Genomic DNA, 19,826 nt, shown 5'->3' on the forward strand with positions numbered 1-19,826 from the left:
AGGGGATAATAACCCGCACGCAGTCGCAGGCGACTAGTTGGCGAAATTTTCGCAACAAATGAAGATATTCCGCTCCAGCTACTGGGAGAATACTGCGAAATTCGATAACGCGGGCGGGACAGCGCAATTTCTCTAAAGAAAGAAGCAAATAAGGTGAAGTCCCTCTTCGACTTGGAATTCAAACAATTCATCACGCCATCGATCATCAAGATCGTTTACATCCTGATCATGGTCCTGTTGGCGATCGGCTACCTCGGAATCGTGATTTCCGGGTTCATGGCTGATGCAATGCTCGGCTTCCTCATGCTCCTGATCGTGGGTCCTTTGGTGTCCCTAGTCTATTTGGTACTGGTCCGTGCAGGACTCGAATCCTTGCTGGCACAGATCCGCACGGCAGAGAACACCACTGAACTCGTTCGTCTGGCCGGTGGCATCCCGCCGGCAGAAGGCGGCTACCGCCCGCACCCGGGTAATCCTCCTGCTCCCCAGCAGCCGCAGGATCCAACCGCCAATGGCGGCGGCACTCCGCCAGCCAACCCTTACCAGAAGTAAGTCCAACGGCCAATGGCCCGCACCCGTGGTGCGGGCCATCGGCCGTTGTTGAGCGAACAGCGTGCAGAACTACCAGTCGCTGGACGCTTTGAGCGACAGCACCGGGCAGGAGGCCTGGAGCAGAATCCTTTGCGCGTTGCTCCCCATGAGGAACTTGCCCATTGCCGTCCGCTTGCGCAGGCCGATCACGATCAGCTCGGCTCGTTGGGCCTGGGCTATATGCAGGATCTGGTCTGCCGCATCGGCACCCTGGGTGTGGCGCTCAATCCAGAAATCGATGCCGGCATCAGAAAGGCGGGCTTCCAGCTCGTGGTACTGCTTCGCGTCAATGAGCCTGTCGTCAACGAGCTGATCGCCCTTCGAAGAGTTCACTACGATCAATCGCACCTCGCTGCGCCTGGCTTCGAGAATGGCTCGTTCCAAGGCGGCTTCGCCTTCTGGCGAGGGAATATAGCCCACTACGATCGTCATGATTCATTCCTTTCAGCAGCCTTGCTGTTCTCATTTCCGTGGCCAGGCTTCGCCTGTTCCGGCTCGGGGCCGCCAGCTGCATCGTCGCCCAGCAGGGCCTCGGCGGCGGCAGACGCTGTCCCGCGTTTGCGCCGAATAACGGAGATCAGCACTGGCAGCAGGAGCAGGACGGCGATGAGCACGTAGATGCCCACGGCCAGCGGCTCGCTCCAGAGACCTGAGACTTCACCAGCAGAAAGCTGGAAGGTCTTGCGCAGCTGTTCTTCGGCCATGGGGCCGATGATGACACCAAGGATCAGCGGAAGCACTGGCAGGCCGAAGCGGCGCAAGGCAAAGCCCAGCAAACCGATCAGCAGCAGCAGCCAGAGATCAGCTACCTGCATGTTCACCGAGAAGGCGCCCAGCGTTGCGAAGAACAAGATGCCTGCGTACAGGTAGGGGCGCGGGATCTTCAGCAGCTTCGCCCACAGCGGCGCTAACGGCAGGTTGATCAGCAGCAGCAACGTGTTGCCAATGAACAAGCTGGCAATCAGGGCCCACACCAGGTCTGGTTCATTCTCGAAGAGCAGCGGACCGGGCTGGATGCCCTTCATGGTCAAGAACGCCAGCATCACCGCAGCGGTGGCATTGGTGGGCAAGCCCAAGGCGAGCATTGGAGTCAGGGTGCCAGCGGCAGAGGCATTGTTCGCGGCCTCCGGGCCGGCAACGCCCTCAATGGCGCCGTGGCCGAACTCCTCAGGATGCTTGGACAGCTTCTTTTCCGTGACGTAGGACAGGAAGGTCGGAACTTCGGCACCGCCGGCAGGCAGCGCGCCGAAGGGGAACCCAAAGGCGGTACCGCGAAGCCAGGGCTTCCACGAACGCTTCCAATCTTCCTTGCCCATCCACGGGGCACCCACCGGAATGGTGCGGGCCGGGCTGGTGCGCAAGTGCGCGGCAATCCACAGCGCCTCGCCAATGGCGAAGATCGCCACGGCGACCACCACGATGTCCATGCCGTCCACCAGGGGCGCGAAGCCGAAAGTCAGTCGCTGCTGCCCGGAGACCGGGTCCATGCCGACCAAGCCAATGGCCAAGCCCAAGCCCAGGGAAGCGAACCCGCGGATCTTGGAAGAGCCCAAGACTGCGGTGACAGTTACCAAAGCGAGGACCATGATGGCGAAGTAGCTCGGTGCGCCAAGGCTCACCGCGAACTTCACGACGATCGGGGCGACGGTCACCAGCAGCGCGGTACCGATGGTTCCTGCAACGAAGGATCCAATGGCCGCGGTGGCCAAGGCCTGTGCCGCACGGCCGGCCTTGGCCATCTTGTGGCCTTCGATGGCTGTGATGACTGTTGCCGATTCCCCCGGGGTGTTGAGCAGGATCGAGGTGGTTGACCCGCCATACATCCCGCCGTAGTAGATGCCGGCGAACATGATCAGTGCGCTGGAAGTTTCCATGCCGAAGGTCAATGGCAGCAGCAGTGCCACAGCCATGGCCGGGCCGATGCCCGGGAGCACTCCTACAGCGGTTCCCAGGATGACACCGGCGAAAGCGAAGAGCAGGTTAATCGGGGTCAGCGCCGCGGCGAAGCCGCCCATCAATAAGTCCAGAGTTTCCAATTAGAGCACCCCCGAGAGGATTCCGGCCGGAAGCTTGATGCCCAGGCCCAGATAGAAGCCGTAGAACGAACCAAGCGCCAAGGCAAGTGAAATAACCAAGGTCAATACCCAGCGCCGCGCACCCAGGCAGGTAGCCGCGCCGAAGAACATGATGGTTCCCGAGATGACCCAGCCAGCCCAATTCACGATCAGCAGGTTCAGCACGAAGATGCCGATCAGCGGGAGCAGGACCTTCCAATCCGAAGGCTGGCTCAGGTCCACGTCTTCGCCTTCTTCGCCCGCAGCAAGGTTGCCACGCATGACGGTGATGGCCAAGGCAATGGACGAAAGAATGAGAATGCCCGAGACGACGTAAGGCAGGGCCTTGGGACCTACAACGTCTGCCTGGGAGTACGTCACATGAAGCTGCGACGCGTCAACAAACACGATGATTCCGACGATAAGAAGAAACGCGGCGAACAGGAGTTCGACGCGTTTCTTCTTTGCGGTGCCTACTTCGCTCACGCCAGGCCCAGGGTCTTCAGGACGCTGGCAACGCGCTCGTCCTGGTCGGTGAGGAAGGCGGAGAATTCGTCACCGGTCATGAAGGCGTCGCTCCAGCCGTTGGTCGCCAGGGCTTCCTTCCACTCGGCCGAATCATGCATTTCGGTGACCAGGTTGACCCACTTGGCCTTGTCCTCTTCGGAAATCTCAGGTGGAGCCACCAGGCCGCGCCAGTTGGAGAACACCAGATCGATATCCGATTCCTTCAGGGTCGGGGCATCTACGCCTTCCAGGCGCTCTTCGCCGCTGGTGGCCAGTACGCGAACAGAGCCCTCTTCGATCTGCTGCATGTACTCGCCGGCACCGGAGGCAGCGAAGGCCAGCTTGTTGCCCAGGATGGCCGGCAGCAAGTCGCCGCCGCCATCGTAGGATACGAAGTTCACGTCCTTGGGATCAATGCCCACGGCTTCGGCCAGCTGCATTGGCAGCAGATGGTCCGGGCCGCCAGGGGAGGAGCCGCCACCGACCGAGAGCTTGCTTGGGTCGTCCTTCCAGGCCTTGACCAAGTCGTCAATGGTCTTGTACGGAGAATCCTTGGAAACCATGATCGCCCCGGGCTCTTCGATGAGCTTGGCAATCGGGGTGGTATCGGTCAGCTTGGAGTCGGTTTCGTTGGTGTAGCTTGCACCCACCACGCCCAGGCCCATGAGCATGCCCAGATCGCCATTGCCCTTCTCATTGACAATGCGGGCCAAGCCGACGGTGCCTCCGGCACCGGCAAGGTTGAAGACTTCCGGGTTGCTGGCCAGCGATGCGTCATCCATCACCTTGGCGGCAACACGGGCAGTGGTGTCGTAGCCGCCGCCTGGGGTGTTTGGCACCATGATGCGGAGGTTCGCGATGGGGCCCTTGGACTCTGCGGCGTCAGTGCTGGAAGACTCTGATGTCACGCCGCAGCCAGTGGCGGTCAGGGCCAGTGCAGCGGCAGCTGCCAGCGCGCTCAGCGCACGGAACGACTTGAAGGGTTTCATGGGGATTCAGCCTCTTTGATTTCATCGGGGTTGCGAGTGATACCAACTTACGTGCCATCGTGAGTCGGGTCACTCTTGCGTACTCAAAGAAAATACTGTTCATTGTGTAACCGGAAATTGTGATCTGAACCATTCGAATCTTCGGTAAGGTAGCACAGTGCCCGGATGCAGGTGCCAGCAAGGACCTGCCGGGTGCAACGTGGATTTCTGGAATATTGGGGGCGAGGCAATGAGTGCCATGCGTTTCTGGCTCGCTAATCTGTACACGCGCCGCAAGCTGACCCTTGCAGGGCAGTACCTGATACTGCAACTGCTCATTATCGCGGTGGTGCTGGCCGGGGTCATCACGGTATCGCTGACCCAGGCCACCAATAACTTCGAAAAAATCGAGGGGCGCCGCAGCCTCTCGGCCGCCGAATCGCTGGCTGCAAACCCCCTGCTGCGCGTGCTCCTGCCCGAGGCGGAGCCGGAAATGGGTTCGGCGTTGCCTGCCATGGGCGAATCGGTGCGCAGCACCTCGGGTCTCCAATTCGTGACCATTGCCGATCCCCGGGGAACGGTCGTCACCTCCAGCTACCCGGATGAAGTCGGAACCTCGATACTGCACCCTGAATCCGCCGTCACCGGAGGCCGCGGATGGACCGGGGAAATCTGGCGCAATGGCAACCACGTATTGATTGCGCAGGTTCCGGTGCTGGACGACGAGGGGAAGATGGTCGGCATCGTCAGCGCCGGCCAAAGCTATCCCAGCACCGGCGAGATGATCCAGGAGATCGCTCCCAACGCCTTGTTCACCCTGGTCATTTCCCTGCTGCTGGGCACCGCCGGCTCAGTCTTGCTGGCCCGCCGGGTCAAGCACCAGACCCGTGGGCTTGAACCGCGGGAAATTGCAGAGCTTTTCGAGCATCGCGAAGCCCTGCTGCACGGAGTCAAAGAGGGAATCATCTCGGTGTCGCCGGATAGCCGGGTGATGCTGGCCAATGATGTCGCCATCGAGCTGCTCCAGCTGCCCAGCCACTGCGTGGGCAAGACCCTGGACGAATTGGATGTTGTTCCGCAGGTGCGCCATGCACTGACCACCAGCCAAGAGCTGCCCGACCGGCAATTCCTTGTCGGCGAGCGGGTATTGGTCTTCAACCGGATGCCGGTCAAGACCGCCAGGCGGGATTTGGGATCGGTCACCACCTTCCGCGACAAGACCGAACTGACCCTGCTGGAACAAGAACTTGGAGACAGCAAGGCCACCGCCGACATGCTCAGGGCGCAGACCCATGAATTCGCCAACCAGCTGCACGCAATTTCCGGGTTGATCCAGCTCGGGGAATACGACGAGGTCGTGGGCTTCATCGATGGCGTGAGCTTCAGCCGGAGCAAGATCTTCGAGGACGTCTCCGCGTGCATCGCCGAACCCACGATTGCCGCGTTGCTGATTGCCAAGTCCAGCGTGGCCGCCGAGCGCGGGGTGCATCTGAAGATGGCGCCTAGCTCAACCTTGGGCAGGTGCGAGGACCAGCTGGCGCGAGATCTGACCACCGTGATCGGCAATCTCGTCGATAACGCGATGGACGCGGCCGCTGCGGCTGCCAATCCGGAAATCCAGGTCGGGATCGAGGAAACCAGCGAGCTGGTGCGAATCACCGTGAGGGACAATGGAGAAGGCATCGCGGAAGATGCCATGGACGAGATCTTCACCCAAGGTTTCTCCACCAAGGACAGCGCGGTTTCCGGCGGCAGGGGCTTCGGCCTTGCCATCAGCCGCCTGGTTTGCCGCCGCCGCGGTGGAGAGCTGGCCGCGGCCAATGTCCAAGGTGCCCGGTTTACCGCCACGCTCAGGAAGTAGGAAGCAAGAAGTGATCAAAGTACTGGTGATCGACGATGACTTCATGGTCGCCAAGGTGCACGCTGGATTCGTCAACAGCGAACCGGGGTTCACCGTGGTCGGCGTGGCGCACTCCGCCGGTGACGCGATCAAGGCCGCCGGCGCGCTCTCGCCGGATCTCATCTTGCTCGATATCCATTTGCCGGACATGAACGGCCTGGACCTCTTGCAGCGCCTGCGCGAAGTCCAGCCGGAGCTCGATGTCCTGGTGATCAGCGCGGCGCGGGAAATGGATACCGTGCGCCGCGCGCTTCGTGGCGGCATCGTCCACTATCTGATGAAGCCCTTCTCGCGGGATGACCTGCGCGAACGGCTGGAGCACTACGCGAAGGCCTACCAGCCACTGGGCGAAGCAGCGGACCAGGAATTGCAGCAGGCCGATGTGAACATGCTCTTCGGGCTCGGCGGACAAAAGCGCCGGCCTCTTCCCAAAGGCTGCAGCGCCGAAACCATGGAACTGGTTGAGAGCATCGTCAAGGAAGCTGCCGAACCCATCTCGGCCACCGAAACCGCGCAGAAGCTGGGCACGTCCCGGGTGAGCGCTCGCCGGTATCTGGAATACCTGGCAGAGGAAAACCTGGCTCAGGTGAACCTGCGCTACGGGGGAGTCGGCAGGCCCGAACGCCGCTACTCATGGAGGAGCTAGCCCCGGAACCTGGGTTTTGCAGATCAGGAAGCACTGTGGCTGCGTCCAAAAGCACGCAGCCACAGTGCGCGGTTCCGCTCAGCGCTACTTTGACGTGGCCTTTTCAGTCGCGGCCAAGTCTTCCACGCTTTCGGACGGAACGGGAGCCATGTAGCGTTCCAAGCTGTCGTCCAATTCGCTGAGCCACGGCGTATGGTGCGTGGCTGCCATGGTACCGGTCATGACCGAAGGATAAACCTTGTCCCGGTAGGTCATGATGTTTTTCTTCTTGTCGTTCTTCCATGCCATGAAGGTACGGGTGACCTCATCCAGGTCGAACATGGGGTAATCGGTCTGCTCGATGAGATCGCGAATGTAGTCGGCCTGGAACTTCACTTCGTCTTCAGCAGTTTCAATGGCATTGAAACGCCTCAGCCACGCATCGATGCTCATCCGCTGGTCGCCCGCTGCGGGGATCGAGGCCTTCCCGGTAATCAGATCACGGACGTACCATGCTTGGGCATCGAACATGTTGAAGGTAAACCACTGGTCCTGGGCGCCCAGATAGTACAGCTTGTTGTTGTTCTCGGATGCGACACCACGGTACAAGGTATCCGGATAGACATTGTTCGGCGAGTCCAGAGCCAACCCGGAGGGCAAGAACGGGTAATGGTGGAGGTAGCCGGTGCACAGGATTACCGCATCGAACTTGCGTGATACGCCATTGCTGAAATGGGCCGTGGACCCTTCGAAGCGATCGATGAGCGGAAGCTCCTCAATGCCCTGGGGCCAGTCGAAGCCCATCGGAGCGGTGCGGTAGCTGTAGGTGACCGAGCGCGCACCCATCTTGAAGGACTGGACGCCGATGTCCTCGGCAGAGTAGCTGGCGCCGATGAGCAGGATGTCCTTGCCGGCGAAGCGCTCGGCTCCACGGAAATCGTGGGCATGCATGAGCTCGCCGGGGAAAGTGCCTATTCCTGCGAATTCAGGAACGTTAGGGAAACTGAAGTGGCCGGTTCCGACCACGACATGGGTGAAGTCGCTGGACGCAGTCTTGCCGGTTTTCAGATCTTCAGTGGTGACGGTGAAGAGCTCGGTGCTTTCGTTGTAATCTACCCAGCGGACCACGGTGGCACAGCGCACGTACTTCTTTATATCGGATTTCTCTGCGCGGCCATTGATGTAATCCCAGAGCACGGCTCGTGGCGGATAAGACGAAATCGGCCCGCCGAAATGCTCATCGAAGGTGTACTCGGCGAATTCCAGGGCTTCCTTCGGGCCATTGGACCAGAGATTGCGGTACATGCTCGAGTGCACTGGTTCGCCGTATTTGTCGATCCCGGAGCGCCAGTTGTAGTTCCACTGGCCTCCCCAATCATCCTGCTTTTCGAAGCAGACGATTTCTGGGATATCTTGCCCTGTTTTCTTGGCAGAATCGAAAGCCCGCAGCTGGGCGATGCCGCTGGGTCCTGCTCCAATGATTGCGACGCGTTGAGTCAAGCGTTCCTCTCCGGCCTGTAAGCCTTGAAAATCTCGCGCAGGCCGCAGTACCGGAATCCGGGATATTTGGCCGCGCGTTACAACAAATGTGCTCTAAACCAGTTCTCTAGCCGTGTGGACGGGAGGTGCAGATTTCTATATGAAAACCTTCCATAGGCACAGGCTATAAATCCCCATTCTACCAGCCGTCAATTATATGGATCTTGAATGCAGAGGTCAGTGGGTATTTTCGGAATGAGTCAGCCGGAAGAATAGCGTGCAATCGAATGCCAAAGAGGGTGGTCAGGAGTTGGTACAGAGCAGAAGGGAACGCTGTGGTGCAGCCCTGATGGAACCCGGATCAGCTGCACAGCGGAATGCGGGTGCTGGAACTTTTGCGAGAGTCTGAAAATACAGGGGCGCAACGTTGAAAACCGCGCGTAATCATGTCGTTGAAAGGGGAGCTGTGGCAGGGCTGAAGGGTCCAGCAGCTTCGTCGCGGTGCCGGGACCTGTCCGGAGGAATTAGCTCCAGGGATCAAACGAAGGACGCTACAGTATTCTGTCGGTGCTCGCTGGCCGGATAGGAGCCGAGGATCTTGATTTCCCAGGTGAAGAAGTCCAGCTCCTCCAGGGCTCGGCGTACCGGAAGATCGTCGGGGTGTCCTTCGATATCAACCATGAAAGTTGTGGCCGCGAAGCCGGAACCCACCATGTAGCTTTCCAAGCGGGTGAGGTTCACGCCGTTGGTAGCGAAACCGCCCAGGGCCTTGTACAGCGCACTAGGAACGTTGCGAGCCTGGAAGACCAATGTGGTGATCACGGATTCTGGCATGGTGGAGCGACTCGGGAGATCCTGCCGGCGTGCAAGGACAACGAAACGAGTTGTATTGGTCTGGTCATCCTCCACCCCTGTAGCCAGCGCTTCCAAGCCATAGAGTTCTGCTGCCAGAGGTGGCGCCAAGGACAGCTTGGTGGGATCATTCCAATCGCGCACCTCGCGCGCGGAACCTGCGGTATCCCCAGCAATGATCGGAGTGAGCTGATGCTCGCGAATGATCTTGCGGCACTGGCCCAGCGCATGGATGTGGCTGTGCACTTCAGTAGCGCCCGAAATGGTGCTGCCTGGCAGCCCCAGCAGATCGAATCGGATTCGCAGGTAGTGCTCGGCCACGATCTGCAGCTGCGATTCGGGCAGCAGGACGTGGATATCGGCAACGCGTCCGGCCAGCGAATTCTCGATGGGGATCATGGCCAACTCAGCTTCGCCGTTTTCCACCAGGGCGAAAGCATCCTCGAAGCTGGCGCAGGGCACGGCTTCCATATCGGGAAAAAGTTCTGTGCAAGCCATATTGGAATTGGAACCGGCTTCGCCCTGATAGGAAATCTTGTTGCGCATTGAATCAACATAACCCAGTGCCCCTTTCCTGATGAAAAACTTGTGTCAAGGTTGCGGGGACGGGGCTTCTGGACGTCGAGGGCGCGACACCTGACGATGCTTGCGCCCCTTGCCGAACGGAGCTTGGAGTGCTGATGAATTACGGCAAGGTATGCGGATCGGCGACGAATTTTCACGCGAACATAGTTCCGTTCCTCTGCTCCTGGGCCAATTGCGGTCGTTATGCTGTAGACCACAGTGCAAAGGAGCATCAACCATGGCGAGCATATTGGTTCGGCAAGATGACGGGGCATGGTTTGAACCCCAAAAAATTGGGTATGCCTTGGAATCAGAATTACAGGAGATCCTTGCGAACCACCCGGAACTGATTCCAGGCGTGAGTTCCGAAGCGAAAGCCTGTCGCGAATTCCAGTCCGAGGTCGGCCCCGCAGATATTGTCGTGGTGGATGCCGGAGGGGAAGTCACCCTCGTCGAATGCAAGTTGGCGTCTAATCCGCAGATCAGGCGTGAAATCGTTGGCCAGATGTTCGACTATGCCTCGCGTCTATGGAAGATGGACGTCGACGAATTTGCGCAGCGCTGGAGAGACCGTTCTTCCACGCCGCTTTGGGATGAAAATACTGAGACGGCGACGACACTGAAAGAGTCCCTTGCGCTGAACCTGACGCAGGGAAATTTTCGAATCGTGCTAGCGGTCGATGCAATCAATGCCCAGTTGAGACTCATGGTTGAATACTTGAATATGATGGCCGGCCCAGGGACATCGATCGTTGCAGTCGAATATGCCCGGAGGCGGCATGGGGAGCTTGAACTCCTGTTGCCTCACGTATTCGGCGAAGAATTGGCCAATGCGAAATCAACACCGGAGAATCGCCAGACCACCCGGTGGGAAGCAAGCAGCATCCGCTCCTGGCTTCTTGAGAGTGACAGGCAAAGCCTGGAAGCGTTCGACGAACTGATTAATTCTGCGCTCAAGTCGGAATTGCCATTCCTAGGGTCGAGGTCAAAATACCCCGCGGGCACGATTCCCATTTTCGATTCAATGGGAACTCGGCTTGGCACCGTATCGATATTCTATTTCAGTGTGCAAGGGCTGTCCCTGGAATTCAATTTCAAGCCTGTTTCCCAGTTGCCACTCGAAGAAGCGCCTGAATCTGAGGCCAGAGAATTCTTCTTGAATGAGCTGATTGGAATCCCAGGACTGGAAGAGGTCGGAAGGAGCCTGCGGCGCAGCAGCTTTGCCAGTCGAAAGCCTAACGTTCCGCTCTCGCAGATTCCCCCGGATTCGGTGCAACGCGTCGTCAATGCGCTAAGGATTTTTACAAGCTTTGGATCGCAGCAATCCTATTGAGCTGGAGCTTTTCCTCTGGAGGAAAAGCTTGCTCACCGCCGGTAGTGCTCCGCCAGCTTCTCCAGACCCTCGTCAATGCCCACCGTAGGTTTCCAGTCCAGGACTTCATGGGTTTCGCGCTGGTCGAACCAATGCGCGGTAGACAGCTGCTCGGCCAGGAAACGGGTCATCGGCGGCTCATCATGAACCAAGTTGCGCGAACCGGCTGCCAACCACAACTTCTCGATCACCGAACCGGCCGCACGGGCCAGCCAGCCCGGAACGTTGAGCTTCGGAGCCGGGGCGCCGCCCGCCTTGCAGATGCCGGCGATCAGCTCGCCCACCGGCCGAGGTTCGCCATTGGTGACCACCAGGGCTCGCCCGTGGGCGTGGTCCATGCGTTCCAGGCCTCGGACAATCGCCGCAGCGGCATTGTCGATATAGGTGGTGTCGATCAGTGCTGCGCCCTGGTCCAGCAAGGGCAGCCGTCCGGCCTTGGCCCGCTGGATGACGCGTTCCACCAGCTGGGTATCGCCGGGTCCCCACACAACGTGCGGGCGGATGGCGGTGACGCGAAGTGCTGGCGAATCGGCGCCCAGGGCATTGAGCTCGGCCGCTGCCTTGGAGCGTGCATAGAATCCATGCGCCTTGGCCGGATCGGCCTCGCCCGCACCGGCGCCCGCCAGCGAATCGCCGAAGTGCGCCACGGAAGGGGACGAGACGAACACGAAATCCTTGATTCCTGCGCGCTTGGATGCTTCGAGCAGATTGCTGGTTCCCGCGATATTGGTGGCGGCGAAGTCTTCCCATGCACCGGTGAAGGAGACCTTGGCTGCCAGGTGGATGACCGCGTCCATGGACTCCACGGCCGCGGCGACAGCCTGCGGATCCGTGAGCGAGCCGCGGACTTCATCAGTGGCTGATGCCGAGCTGCCGCGCTGGAAGGTGCGCACATGGTGGCCCCTGTCGCGCAATAGCTGGGCTACAGCGCCACCCAGCATGCCACTGGCTCCGGTGACCAGAACGCGACGGGCAGCGTCTTCATTTTTCGATGGGCTCACGGATTGCGGATCCTTCCACCTGCGAGGGTCGCGGCAGCCCAGTGGGCGAGCGCGGCCCGGTCAATCTTGGAGTTGTGCCGGATATCGGTGGGCAGGCTTGGGACTACCAGGACCGCTGCCACCTCGGTGCCGGTGGCCGCGACCGCGGCGCGAACCTGGCGGGCCAGATCCCTGGCGGCCGGACCGGATTTTCGGGCCGCGGGCACCGTTTCCATGACGACCACCGCGGCCTGGGTTCCGTCAGGTCCCACGCCGACCAGCGCGGCACGGCCAGCGCCAGCAACCGACTCGACAGCGTGCTCGGCGGCTACCGGGGTAATCGCGCCCTTGGCGGTGCGCAGTACGTGGCCAAGGCGCCCCTCGACCCACAGGCGTCCGGCCTCATCCAGGTGCCCGACATCGCCGGTGCGATGCCAGCCGGGGATGGAAACGCTGAGCTGTTCGGTGATCCACAGCCGGTCGTAGCGGTCCTTGACGTGCGGGGCGCGGACCAGGATTTCGCCGGTGGCATTCGGGGTGTATTCCGGCTTGTCTCCGGCCACGCCCAGGGCGTCAATCGGTGCGATGGCAACGGTGGCTCCGGCGACAGCGGTGCCCACGCACACGCCATTGCCCGCTCCGGCAGCGCGGATGCCGGCCAAGTCGATATCGGTGACCGGCAAGGCCTCGGTCATGCCGTACGGGGTGTGGACCCGGGCATTGGGAACCAGGTCCTGCACCTTGGCCAGCAGATGCTCGGGAATCGGGGCGCCGGCGGACAGCATCAGCGAGACGCCTTCCAAGGTTTCCCGCTGAGCCTGGTTCAGCGCATCCTGGGTTTCCAGGGCATTAGCCAGCGCGGCGGGGGAGGCGAAGACGGTGGTTGCATCCACCGCGAGGGCGGCATCTGCCAACGCAGCGGCAGTCAAGGTCCGCGGTGCGGTGACGTCCATGTCCGGGGTGACCGACGTGGCACCCAAAGCAGGGCCCAGCAGCGCGAACGGCGCGAAGCCTGCCACCAGCGCAGAGCCGGCCTTGAGGTTGTAGGTTTCACGCAGGGTATCGCGCATGGCGGCCAGTTCGCGATGCGTGTACACCACTCCCTTGGCCGGACCGGTGGAGCCGGAGGTGAACAGGACCGCCGCATCGGCATCCGGATCGGATGGCTCGAAAACCCGGGACCCGGAAGCGGCCTGGCTGCCGGCTTCATAGAGCTCGGGCAGGGTATGGGCTACCCCCAGCAGCTTGCGCTTCGCAGCAGGCAGGTCTCCAGCGGCAATCCTGGTTCCCGGCCAGCCGAACAGCCGCGCACCGGTGAGCGCACGGTCGATGCCAATCAGGTAGCTCGGGCCAGCACCCTTGATGGCTCGGCCCATGCCCTTGGTGCCAAGGCCGGCATCGGCCACCACAATGACCGCCCCCAGACGCAGGCAGGCGTAGATCAGGGTGGTCAGTTCAATTCCCGGTGGAACCAGCAGGTTCACCCGGTCGCCGGCCTCCACTCCGATCTGCCGCAACCCTGCGGCCAGGGCATTCACGCGCTGGCCGAGTTCGGCCCAGGACAGCGATCGCGCAGGATTGATGTCCACCACCGCGGCCGATTGGTCCTCGGTGCGCGAATCGAGTTCGGCAAGCATCGGACGGTATTCGCCCAGGGATTGGGCACGCGAGGTGTTCTTGGAACTCTTCTCGCCGGCAAGCCACTGGAAGATCGGGGTGGCAATATCGTTGTCTTCGCCCACCAAATGGCTGGAGCCTTCAAAGCGGTGAACCTGAGCGTGGGGCAGGCGCGACATCAAATCGCGCAGGTAGCGGTCGGAGAAGACCGGGTCCTTGGGTCCCCAGAGCATCAGGGCCGGGACCTTCAAGGAGCGCACTGCTTCCGAGATCTCGTCCAAGGCCGGACGACTTGGGTGATCCTGGGAGAACGGGATATCGGCGACAAAGTTGGCTACGCCCTCGCGCTTTTCAGCGTTGGTGTACGGGGCCATGAAGGCCTTGCGGATATCCGGGGCCAAGGCCGGCTGCGCCAACGAGTGGGTTACCTGCAAGAAGGCAGGGGAAGTCTTGGTGCCCCAACCGTGCACCGCGGGATGGGACGCGAGTTTCAGCGCGGCGGGAAGCTCGAAGCCTGCAGGGTGGATTGCGGTGTTGGTCAACACCACGTTCTCCAGCTGGTCCGGGTGGGAAACGGCCCAGCCCAGGGAGATGATGCCGCCCCAGTCATGGCCCACGGTGGTGATTTTGCCGGTTAGCCCCAACGCGCCAGTCAGATCACCGAGATCGTTGACGCGGTCGGCCAGGCGGCGGAACTTGCCGCTGCGCTCGGAGAAGCCCATGTCCAGCTGGTCCACTGCCACCACTCGCCACGGCAGCCCGTGCTCGGACACGTGGTTCAGCAGGCTGCGCCAGAGGTAGGACCAGGTGGGGTTGCCGTGCACGCAGAGCAAGGTGCCGGCCGGCTCAATTCCGCGTTGCTGCAGTTCGTCGTTGTTATCCAGGACGTGCCACCGGTGCCTAGTGCCCGGGGTGTCCACCTGCGAAGTGGACGGTACTTCCAGATACTTCGAATAAATGGCATCTACACCGGGGAAAAGCTCGGTCACCAGGCAATCTCCATCATCGCGGTGTTCAGGCCGGAACCCACACCCATGCACAGCACCCGGTCGCCCTTCTTCAGCGAGTCGGCTTCTTGGGACAAGGTCATGGGCAGGGAAGCGGGTCCGACGTTGCCCCACTTGGAGAAAGTGATTGGCACGCGGTCCTTGACCAGGCCGACGGCCTTGATAATGGCATTGGTGTAGGACTTGGAAACCTGATGGGTCACGTAGCGGTCCATGGACTTCCAGTTCCATCCGGATTGGTGGGCTTCATCCCAGGCATCCACGACCAGTTCGAGGCCGTTATCCAGCAAGCCCTTCGTGTCCGTGTACATGCCCGAGGGTCCGCCGACACACAGCTCGTGGTGCTCGGTGCCGGCACGCGATACGCCGCCGACGATGCGGTGCGCTTCCGGGTGCGCATCCGCGGGGCCAATGACCGCAGCGGCGGCGCCGGAACCCAGGGTCAGCGTGGCGAATTCACGCATGTAGTCATCGCGCGTGGAAGTTTCAGCGTTCAGCCGCTGGAAAGTGGTTTCCTGGGTTGGCTTGGCGTCTTCGCCCGCAACAATCAGGGCGTACTTGATCTGGCCGGAGTCGATCATGTTCGCTGCCAGGCTCATGCCGTTGACGAAGCCGAGGCAGGCGTTGGCCACGTCGAAATTCATGGCGGAGGATGGCAAGCCCAAGCCGTTGTGCACCTTGGAGGCCACCGACGGCTCCAAGTTGCGGCGGGTGACCGAAGTGTTGATCAGCAGGCCGATTTCGCTGGCATCGACACCGGCCTGGGCCAGCGCCTTCTTGCCGGCAAGAATTGCAGCGTCGTCGAATTCAACGCCATCGGACCACCAGCGGCGTTCCTTGACCCCGGAAACTCGTTCCAGAAGCTTCTTGGACAGGCGAAGGCGTTTCAGGCTAGGAGCAAGGCGCTCGTCGAATTCTGCAGAGCTCACCACCTCGGGTGCGAGGACGCTGTTCACTGATAAAAGCGCAACGTTGTGGTGCTTAAAGGTGGCATTGCCGTTCAAAATGGTGCCTTCGTTTCTGCTGGACTATCTATGTGCTGCGTGCTGCATTGAAACGTCGTGGCCGATGGGTGTGCGCCATCGGTTGCGTATGTGTTCTCCCTAGGTTATTCCCTGCATGACGCCAAGACCTATTTGAGCGCGTGTTTTCAGCCGAAAGCTGGAATTAGTACCTATGCAGACTATATCGATCCTACAGACTAGTCCTATGAGAATCATGGCAAGTGGGGGCGATCGTTCTGTGGGCCTGCTTTCATCTGCGCAGCCACAGGAAGCTCGCAGTAACACTCATCTGCGCGAAGTCTGAAACTCCGGACAAGAAAAGCGATCCCCGTCACATTGCTGGGCCCGAGTCGCGTTATATGGATATCGCATCAAATCACGCTAATGCCCTCGCCCTCATCGACAAGGCGGTATCCAATGACAACTTCAAGCGTTGAAGCGCAAAGCACGTTTCCGGTCGTTCTGCGATTCGTGATCTATAGCCTTACCGGTATCTTGTTCTTCTTCCTCCCCACCACCATCAACGGCAAGAGCACCATCCCGCTGGATCACTTGGTGACGTGGATTCAAACTGCCGCGGCACCGGTCGTTCCGTACATTATCTTGCTGATGCTCATCTGCGGGACAGTTATTCCCTTCATTACCGGAGGATGGAAGGCATCCAAGGTACGTGGCATATTCGCATTCCTGAACATCTTCGGGCTGGCTGTCGGCTGCTCGCTGCTCTTCAACTTTGCCCCGGCATGGCTCAGCGATCCGGACATGGGTCCTTTTCTGCTGGACAAATTGGTCATTCCCGTTGGCTTGATCGTTCCAGTAGGTGCCATCTTCTTGGCCTTGCTAGTTGGCTACGGGCTGATGGAGTTCCTTGGTGTCTTCTGCCAACCGGTCATGCGACCAATTTGGCGCACCCCAGGACGTTCGGCCGTGGATGCCGTGGCGTCCTTCGTGGGAAGCTACTCGCTGGGCCTGCTGATCACCGACCGCATGTACCGTGGCGGCCGCTATACGGGTCGCGAAGCTGCCATCATCGCTACCGGTTTTTCCACGGTATCAGCCAGCTTCATGGTTATTGTTGCCAAGGCACTGGACCTGATGGACCACTGGAGCCTGTACTTCTGGCTGTCGCTGGTAGTCACCTTTGCGGTGACCGCCATTTCGGTGCGCATTCCGCCTTTGAGCCGGATTCCAGACACGACGTATCTGGGCATGGAACATGACAAGGAAAAACTGGTCACGGGCAATCGTGCACGCGTTGCCTGGAGCGAAGCCATGGGAGCCTCGCGGCGAGCGCCATCGCTGCTCAAGAATGTCGGCGCCAACGTATGGGATGGGCTGAAAATGGCCATGGCAATTTTGCCGTCCATTCTCTCTGTCGGATTGCTCGGACTGGTGGTTGCCCGCTTCACTCCAGTTTTCGACTGGCTAGGCTACCTGTTTGTCCCATTTGCCTGGATCGTCGGGCTGGATGACCCGTTGCTGGCTGGCAAGGCTTCGGCTACCGGCATTGCTGAAATGTTCCTTCCCGCAACCCTCATTGCGGGACACGAATCCATCGAGCTGCGCATGGTGATCGCCATCGTTTGCGTCTCTGCAATCATCTTCTTTTCAGCATTGGTGCCATGCGTCCTGGCGACGCAGATTCCGCTGAACATCCCGCAGATGGTAGCTATCTGGTTCGTGCGCGTTGTCCTGACCATCCTCATCGCGACACCAATCGTGCGCATGCTGCTATAGGCCGGCTGCGCTGGCGCACGGCAGCTTGCGAAACCAATGGGTTGAACCGAGTGATGCTTTCCGATTCGACGCGACCACGCCATGTCGCGGCACTGTTGCAGCTTTGCGATTCCTGAATGCCGTTGCAAGGCGGAGACGATCCGTCGTTGAATGGTCGAACCGATACGACGGAAAGCAGGTTCCAATGAATCACTTACACGAATCAGGTGCTCCGATGCAGGGTGATCCGAGTATTCCCGACCAGCCAGAACCGCCAGCGCAACCGCCGACACCAGATGCTCCGCCAAGCCCGGCGCAGCCGGACGTACCACCAAGCCCTTCGCATCCGGATGGGCCGATCCCGCCCCCGGGCCCGCAGGATCCCACTGAGCCGGTGCCGGGGCACCCAACTGACCCCACGACTCCGCCACCGCCTGCATTCGCCTAGGCGCAACGACCGAGGCTGGCGACATCCAATGCCCTGCAGGAACCTGGTTCCTGCAGGCATTGGCCATAACTGCAAGAAGTTGGGTCAAACGCCTATCGAGATCAAGGAGATCTGCCTCCGCTCGGCGATGCCCGTGAGCGCGCTTGCAGCAAGCCGGGACAGCGACGAAGCCAACCGGGTGAGCTATTTACCGAAGTCGGGATCGCAGGTAGAAGCGGAACGGTTATCGTGACTGCATCAATGTCCTCGTTCGCTATTCCGGGCGACGACGCAAGGACGCAAATCAACCGTGGGAACGCTACCGGGGCCGCTCAGGTAGCTCTACTGTCGCCGCGCATCGTTACAGTGGATCCAAGCAGTATTACTCTGCATTGGCGACCACCCTGTGAAAGGCGCAAATGGCACATTCAGTACAGGTGAAAGATCGAATTCGTGGAGTCCTGACCGGGATGGCTGCCGGAGATGCCCTGGGCGCGGGCTACGAATTCAACGCACCGTTGCCCGAATCCGCCAAAATCTCGATGATTGGTGGCGGGTTGGGCGATTTTGCGCCCGGGGAGTGGACCGACGACACCTCAATGGCCATAGTCGTTGCCCAGGGCCTGCTGGATTCCAACGGCAAGCTTGATGGTGCCGCGAGCAACTACATGGTTCGGGAATGGGCCAAATGGGCCACGAACGCACCGGACGTCGGCAACCAGACGCGGGCAGTCCTTGCCCACGCCCAGCATGTTGCGTCTGCTGACGGAAGAGCCGAGCCGACCGCTGATGATGCGCTAGCTGGTTCTGAACAGATTCACCGGAGAACTGGCCGCTCCGGCGGGAACGGCAGTCTCATGCGCACAGCGCCCGTGGCGCTGGCTTATCTGTCTGAACCGCCTGCTGCCGCATTCGAAGCTGCGGCAGCTATCAGCAAGCTAACCCATTTTGATGATGAAGCCGCTGAGGCCTGCGGGCTTTGGACAGTAGCCATTCACCACGCTGTGCGCACCGGCGCACTAGATATTCGCAGTGGTCTTGCGATGCTTGAACCAGAACGCGCACAAGCATGGGAGCAGCGCATCCACCAGGCCGAAAACCATCGACCTCGGGACTTCACAAATAACGGTTGGGTCGTTGAAGCGTTCCAAGGTGCATGGAGCGCGATCGCCACCGCCGAACCGGAAGACGGGAACGCTCGCTTGGTTCCGGTGCTGGAAGCGGCTGTTCGCGGAGGCGTGGATACCGACACCGTGGCAGCCATCGCCGGATCGCTCATTGGCGCAGCTTCCGGGTTCTCGAGTGTTCCGGCGCAGTGGGTGGATATGGTCCACGGTTGGCCCGGAATGAGGATGCAACAGCTTGTCGATATTTCGAGTGAGCTCGCGGGCTAAGTTCTCCTGCGGGATCTTGCTTCTAGTCCCGGGCTGGTCGTCGAGCTTCCAGCTTCTGTGGCAGCACGATGCTGACTTCGTGGCGCACCCCACGCGCACCGAGGCCAGTCAGATCAATCGCTAGAAACCAGGGTCCGGAATGGGGCACCTTGATTCGGTATGGAGCACGGCGTGCCAGTCCACCGTATGCTTCGAATTCTTCTCCGTCCTGGAATGCCGCGAAATTTTCCGGATCCATCAACCGCAGATGAGCCGGTCCACTGAGAGTCACTACCAAGATGCTTCCCCGCTCAATGAAATCCCAATAATGTTCAGCAAAATTAGGCTCCGCCAATGCCAGCCTCCTCGATCCCAGGTGATCCGCCGAGCAGCGGACCCAGACCCATTAACTCAAATTCAGGCCAGTGTCGCCAACGCACCCAAGGCAAGAGCACTGTACCGGTTCGGGCATTTGCAACGGCAAAGCTGCAGGAGTCTGGAGAACGAGGCCTTCTGGTCTTTGGGGTGCGTCGCGTTGCCACCTCAACCGATGCCAGATCCGCGATCGCAAGAGGGCTAGTGGCAATTACCATTCGAGCTGCCGGCAGGTGGCATGAGCCGATCGCTGCATTGGACGAGCCGGAAGCCATCGGCTATTGGGTCCCGGATACCGGGGCAAGGAAGCAATATGACGACTCGAACGATTCGATCTCAACCGGATTGACGTGCTAGGCGGCAATTAATCCGCTGCTCGCGATAGCGTACCTAAGTGGGATGAAGCAACGCACAA

16 protein-coding genes are annotated in these 19,826 nt (G+C 60.4%); 6 read left to right on the forward strand and 10 right to left on the reverse strand.

Features of this window, described 5'->3' with window-relative positions:
• The first annotated feature begins 153 nt into the window (after positions 1-153).
• Positions 154-552 carry a DUF4282 domain-containing protein gene (locus tag ACIOTL_RS11900; protein WP_105661845.1) on the forward strand — a complete coding sequence of 133 codons (399 nt, stop codon included), beginning with the start codon at positions 154-156 and terminating at the stop codon, positions 550-552.
• A gap of 69 nt (positions 553-621) precedes the next feature.
• Here ACIOTL_RS11900 and ACIOTL_RS11905 read toward each other — a convergent pair whose 3' ends face one another.
• The 4 genes from ACIOTL_RS11905 to ACIOTL_RS11920 are packed head-to-tail and all read right to left on the reverse strand — an operon-like array spanning position 622 to position 4,141.
• A complete protein-coding gene (locus ACIOTL_RS11905) occupies positions 622-1,023 on the reverse strand; it encodes a universal stress protein (RefSeq protein WP_105658224.1) in 402 nt (133 codons plus the stop codon).
• A complete protein-coding gene (locus ACIOTL_RS11910) occupies positions 1,020-2,606 on the reverse strand; it encodes a tripartite tricarboxylate transporter permease (RefSeq protein ID WP_286134293.1) in 1,587 nt (528 codons plus the stop codon). The genes ACIOTL_RS11905 and ACIOTL_RS11910 overlap by 4 nt, the downstream gene beginning before the upstream one ends.
• A gap of 21 nt (positions 2,607-2,627) precedes the next feature.
• Entirely contained in the window at positions 2,628-3,131 is a 504-nt protein-coding gene (locus ACIOTL_RS11915; protein ID WP_332594928.1) for a tripartite tricarboxylate transporter TctB family protein, read from the reverse strand.
• A complete protein-coding gene (locus ACIOTL_RS11920; RefSeq protein WP_400342806.1) occupies positions 3,128-4,141 on the reverse strand; it encodes a Bug family tripartite tricarboxylate transporter substrate binding protein in 1,014 nt (337 codons plus the stop codon). The genes ACIOTL_RS11915 and ACIOTL_RS11920 overlap by 4 nt, the downstream gene beginning before the upstream one ends.
• A gap of 229 nt (positions 4,142-4,370) precedes the next feature.
• Between ACIOTL_RS11920 and ACIOTL_RS11925 the strand changes: the two genes are divergently transcribed.
• Positions 4,371-5,981, forward strand: a complete 1,611-nt coding sequence (locus ACIOTL_RS11925; protein ID WP_400342808.1) for an ATP-binding protein — start codon at positions 4,371-4,373, stop codon at positions 5,979-5,981.
• Between the two features lie 10 nt (positions 5,982-5,991).
• Positions 5,992-6,666, forward strand: a complete 675-nt coding sequence (locus ACIOTL_RS11930) for a response regulator (protein ID WP_400342810.1) — start codon at positions 5,992-5,994, stop codon at positions 6,664-6,666.
• An 84-nt stretch (positions 6,667-6,750) separates the two neighbouring features.
• Here the strand turns inward: ACIOTL_RS11930 and ACIOTL_RS11935 are convergent, their stop codons facing one another.
• Positions 6,751-8,145 carry an NAD(P)-binding domain-containing protein gene (locus ACIOTL_RS11935; RefSeq protein ID WP_400342812.1) on the reverse strand — a complete coding sequence of 465 codons (1,395 nt, stop codon included), beginning with the start codon at positions 8,143-8,145 and terminating at the stop codon, positions 6,751-6,753.
• A 516-nt stretch (positions 8,146-8,661) separates the two neighbouring features.
• Positions 8,662-9,522: a prephenate dehydratase gene (locus tag ACIOTL_RS11940; protein WP_400342814.1), complete on the reverse strand. Its 861-nt coding sequence runs from the start codon at positions 9,520-9,522 to the stop codon at positions 8,662-8,664.
• A 256-nt stretch (positions 9,523-9,778) separates the two neighbouring features.
• On the opposite strand from ACIOTL_RS11940, the gene ACIOTL_RS11945 reads away from it, so the two are divergent.
• Positions 9,779-10,873: a hypothetical protein gene (locus ACIOTL_RS11945; protein ID WP_400342815.1), complete on the forward strand. Its 1,095-nt coding sequence runs from the start codon at positions 9,779-9,781 to the stop codon at positions 10,871-10,873.
• Between the two features lie 32 nt (positions 10,874-10,905).
• Here ACIOTL_RS11945 and ACIOTL_RS11950 read toward each other — a convergent pair whose 3' ends face one another.
• The 3 genes from ACIOTL_RS11950 to ACIOTL_RS11960 are packed head-to-tail and all read right to left on the reverse strand — an operon-like array spanning position 10,906 to position 15,520.
• On the reverse strand, positions 10,906-11,913 hold the full coding sequence (locus ACIOTL_RS11950; RefSeq protein ID WP_400342817.1) for an NAD-dependent epimerase/dehydratase family protein: 1,008 nt from the start codon (positions 11,911-11,913) through the stop codon (positions 10,906-10,908).
• Positions 11,910-14,498 (reverse strand): alpha/beta fold hydrolase, encoded by a 2,589-nt coding sequence (locus ACIOTL_RS11955; RefSeq protein ID WP_400342819.1) that lies wholly within the window; start codon positions 14,496-14,498, stop codon positions 11,910-11,912. Before ACIOTL_RS11955 ends, ACIOTL_RS11950 begins: the two co-directional genes overlap by 4 nt.
• Positions 14,495-15,520 (reverse strand): 3-oxoacyl-ACP synthase III, encoded by a 1,026-nt coding sequence (locus ACIOTL_RS11960; RefSeq protein ID WP_013348415.1) that lies wholly within the window; start codon positions 15,518-15,520, stop codon positions 14,495-14,497. Before ACIOTL_RS11960 ends, ACIOTL_RS11955 begins: the two co-directional genes overlap by 4 nt.
• Before the next feature lie 417 nt (positions 15,521-15,937).
• Between ACIOTL_RS11960 and ACIOTL_RS11965 the strand changes: the two genes are divergently transcribed.
• Together ACIOTL_RS11965 and ACIOTL_RS11970 are read left to right on the forward strand one after the other, a co-directional pair.
• A complete protein-coding gene (locus ACIOTL_RS11965; protein WP_400342820.1) occupies positions 15,938-17,257 on the forward strand; it encodes a YjiH family protein in 1,320 nt (439 codons plus the stop codon).
• A gap of 825 nt (positions 17,258-18,082) precedes the next feature.
• Complete coding sequence (locus tag ACIOTL_RS11970) at positions 18,083-19,057, forward strand: ADP-ribosylglycohydrolase family protein (RefSeq protein WP_388023932.1); 975 nt, start codon at positions 18,083-18,085, stop codon at positions 19,055-19,057.
• Between the two features lie 22 nt (positions 19,058-19,079).
• On the opposite strand, the gene ACIOTL_RS11975 is transcribed toward ACIOTL_RS11970, so the two are convergent.
• On the reverse strand, positions 19,080-19,391 hold the full coding sequence (locus ACIOTL_RS11975) for a DUF1883 domain-containing protein (RefSeq protein ID WP_166650648.1): 312 nt from the start codon (positions 19,389-19,391) through the stop codon (positions 19,080-19,082).
• Positions 19,392-19,826 lie beyond the last annotated feature (435 nt).

Source organism: Glutamicibacter sp. NPDC087673 (assembly GCF_044743255.1).
Lineage (GTDB): Bacteria > Actinomycetota > Actinomycetes > Actinomycetales > Micrococcaceae > Glutamicibacter.

Coding starts and splice junctions, on each gene's coding strand:
- ACIOTL_RS11905 (WP_105658224.1), bottom strand. CDS start 1,023: ATGACGATCGTAGTGGGCTATATTCCCTCGCCAGAAGGCGAAGCCGCC.
- ACIOTL_RS11910 (WP_286134293.1), bottom strand. CDS start 2,606: ATGGGCGGCTTCGCCGCGGCGCTGACCCCGATTAACCTGCTCTTCGCT.
- ACIOTL_RS11920 (WP_400342806.1), bottom strand. CDS start 4,141: ATGAAACCCTTCAAGTCGTTCCGTGCGCTGAGCGCGCTGGCAGCTGCC.
- ACIOTL_RS11925 (WP_400342808.1), top strand. CDS start 4,371: ATGAGTGCCATGCGTTTCTGGCTCGCTAATCTGTACACGCGCCGCAAG.
- ACIOTL_RS11940 (WP_400342814.1), bottom strand. CDS start 9,522: ATGCGCAACAAGATTTCCTATCAGGGCGAAGCCGGTTCCAATTCCAAT.
- ACIOTL_RS11945 (WP_400342815.1), top strand. CDS start 9,779: ATGGCGAGCATATTGGTTCGGCAAGATGACGGGGCATGGTTTGAACCC.
- ACIOTL_RS11965 (WP_400342820.1), top strand. CDS start 15,938: ATGACAACTTCAAGCGTTGAAGCGCAAAGCACGTTTCCGGTCGTTCTG.
- ACIOTL_RS11970 (WP_388023932.1), top strand. CDS start 18,083: ATGGCACATTCAGTACAGGTGAAAGATCGAATTCGTGGAGTCCTGACC.